General features: G+C 45.7%; 2 protein-coding genes. Both read right to left on the bottom strand.

The window, feature by feature from the left end:
• Nucleotides 1–193: 193 nt before the first annotated feature.
• Nucleotides 194–1,363, bottom strand: a complete 1,170-nt coding sequence (locus tag QUF61_RS18020; RefSeq protein WP_289682938.1) for an isochorismate synthase — start codon at nucleotides 1,361–1,363, stop codon at nucleotides 194–196.
• An 89-nt stretch (nucleotides 1,364–1,452) separates the two neighbouring features.
• Nucleotides 1,453–3,127, bottom strand: a 1,675-nt coding sequence (locus tag QUF61_RS18015) for a ShlB/FhaC/HecB family hemolysin secretion/activation protein (RefSeq protein ID WP_289682937.1), incomplete at its 5' end; no start/stop codon positions are given.

Raw genomic sequence — 3,127 nt, 5'->3', positions numbered from 1 at the left:
GTCTTTTCCTCCATTTTCTGCGTTGTGAAAACAGTTACATAGCTTGCTATGCGCCTGTTTTCACGCCTTGAAAATGAATAAAAACCCTGCGCCCAGTTTCTGCATTTATTTCATCCTCACTCCTAAGTGAACGCTGAGCCAAATACTTCGGGAAATCTGCTGCATTCCATTCCCGGAGCAAAAATCGGGAAACTTATCTCAATAACTCGCTGAGCGTCTGCATTTTCAACTCAGTTTCCTGCCATTCCTTTTCCGGTACAGAATCCATAGTAATGCCCGCCCCGGCATATAGCGCGGCAGTCTGCTTAAAAAACTGCATACAACGTAAATTAACGAATAAATGGGTTTCTCCGCCCAGGTTCACCGGGCCTAAATAACCAGAATACAGTTGTCGGGAAAATCTTTCTTCCGCCAGAATAAATTGCCGCGCCGCCGTCCTGTCCATGCCACAGACTGCGGGTGTTGGGTGTAATTGCGCTAACAGCAAAAAAGGCAAATAATCCGTTGTCTCATGCTCAATCATAAAATCGGTTTGCAGATGCAGCATATCGTAGGCGGCAACGGTGCCGGGGCCATGTTCAACAAGGTTTTTCAAGCCGATGCGCTGATAACAGTCACGGATAAACCGGGAAACAAACGCTTGTTCCTTGCGGGCTTTGTGCGACCAATTTATGTTATCCCAGGATTGTCTGGCTGATGTGCTGACATGCTCAGGCACAGGCTGGGTTGCCGCCAGCGCAGTGGTGCGAATTGTGCCTTGTTTATCACGACTGATAAGCCGCTCTGGACTGGCTCCCACCCAGGTGCCAAGATTGGGTGCAGAGATTAATGACACCATACCGGCGCGATACAGCTTCAGGCAGGCACTAAATAAATCTGCCGGGTGCACGCTTGCCGATAAGGTCATTATTTTTTGCCGGGCAAGCACGACCTTGCCGAAGGTTTTTTGTTGTATTTTTCCCAGTGCTTTGGCAACCAGTTTAGTATAAGCGGTTTTATCCGCCTGGTATTGCTGATTGGCAGAAGTATGAACAAACCAACTCATATTATCTGTCGAACTGGATAACTGTTTTTTTAATAGCCGCAGAAAAGCGTTGACCTTATTGCGGTCTGCATGTGGCTGAATGCGCCAATCCCCAAAATTTGAATCAAACAGCATATCTGGTTTTACAAGCTGAATTTCATTGCCTGAGGTGTAAAAAGGCGTGACGGCAAATCCAGAAAGTGTGGCTGATTTTTGAAAATCAACAACTGTTTGGACACCAGAGAAACTGACTAAAACACTGATATTTTGTTGTTCAGGAAGCCGCCAGACAGCAACCGTACATTGCTGTTGTACTGAAGTTGCCAGTAAGGCCTGCAACCAGTCAACAGAAAGGGATCCCCCCCCTTCAAGGGGCGTTATCCCTCTGGGGGACTGAATGCTTAGCATTTTTTATGAAAAACAATATTTTAGTAATATAAATTCAGCGCAAAGTGAATACCATCATCCTGAATATCCTTGTCTTCCGGAGCGGGCATATCTTGCAGCGCATGGCCCCAATAAACAGCGGCATCCATATAAGCGCTGGTCTTCCACAATACACCCAGACCGATACTGGATAAGCTGTTTTTGCCAGGGATTTCAAAGAAGTTGTTTTTTACCCAGCCATAATCAATAAATGGGGTGATAAAGATGTCGCCTTCATTGGCTTTCGCACCCAGCATCGGTACTGTCCAGGTATACACTGGAATCTGCCATTCCAGCGATAACACTATACCCTTATCCCGGGTTAACAGATTTTCACGATAACCGCGTACCGTGTTGGCACCACCCATGGCAAATTTTTCCAGGGGTAATAAGTCATCATCACTATATTGTAGGTCTGCGCGCAATAAGAGCTGACTGTTGCGTTTTTTATCCCAGGGCAGTGGCAGGCGCTCAATCCAGCGAAACTGCCCCAGCCATAATGCAAATTTACTATCCGGTGCATTAAATTCCTGGCCCGTGCCGGGATCTATGCCTTCATGTACGGTGGAATTCAGTGCGCTCAGGCCAAAGCGGAAATTAGAAGAAAACGCAATCACGCGGTTACGACTGCGATCCAGCCAGTTCTGGGAAAAATGCAGCGCAGTAATTTTATTAATGCCATCAATGACGGGCGGGAAACCGAATAACTCATCCAATAAACGAGTTTCACTGCGACTGACATTCAGCGCCAGCCCCATGTCAAATACACGATAGTGAAAATCTTTGCTATAAGTGCGGTAGAAAGGATGGCGCAAGCCGACTTTATACACTTCCGCGTCACTGGTAATATCCAATTGTGAAAAAGGCTCGGAAACGATTTTTGAGTCACTGCGCTCAGCGTGTAATTCCAGTTGCGTATCGTAACGATTCAAGGGAATATTGTAATCAATCGCGTAATCATTTAAGCCTTTAGTCAAGCCAACACGTCCAGACAGGTGATCGCCAAATCCCAGTAAGTTACGATGATGACCAAATAATTCACCACGAAAACCACCAATGCTGGGCGAGCGATGGTTATTGGCGGAAAATCCCAGATTCCAGGCGCGCGCTTCTTTAATTTCCAGGTTTAATATGGCTTCACCGGGATAAATCCCCGGCCCCAGTTCCGCATTAAAACGGGAAATTAAAGGGTTTTGTTGCAGAATCTGTAAACGCTCCTGCAAAGTATTAACATTGAGGATTTCATTTTCCCCATAACTTAAACGCTGCTTTATATAATCAGGCTGCAACTTTGCTGCTTCAGCTTTCTGCAAATTAATTTTGACCAGCCTGCCTTCAATGATATTCAGGCGGATAATCTTTTCAGTTTCGTTGATTTCCTGATCAGGAATAACCACGCCTGAGTTAATATAACCATTATCCACATAATAGTGGGTCAGAATATTACGCACTTCCTGCAATTCTTCAGCGGAGATTTTACGATTGCTAAAAGTTTTAATTAAATCTAATAAAGTTTCTGTTTTAACCGTTTTATTTCCAGAAAGCTCAAAATGCTTGACATAAATCTCGGCCATCGCGGAAAGTTGATTTTCCGGCAGGCTGATGGGCGGCAGGGGCAGGGGCAAAGGCGTTTGCGGTGGCGCGGCAGACACCCAGGCGGTACTACACAGTAAAAAA

The organism is Candidatus Venteria ishoeyi, assembly GCF_030378065.1.
GTDB lineage: Bacteria > Pseudomonadota > Gammaproteobacteria > Beggiatoales > Beggiatoaceae > Venteria > Venteria ishoeyi.
Note: the sequence above shows the minus strand (reverse complement) of the source record. Positions and strands in the feature narration are given on the sequence as shown.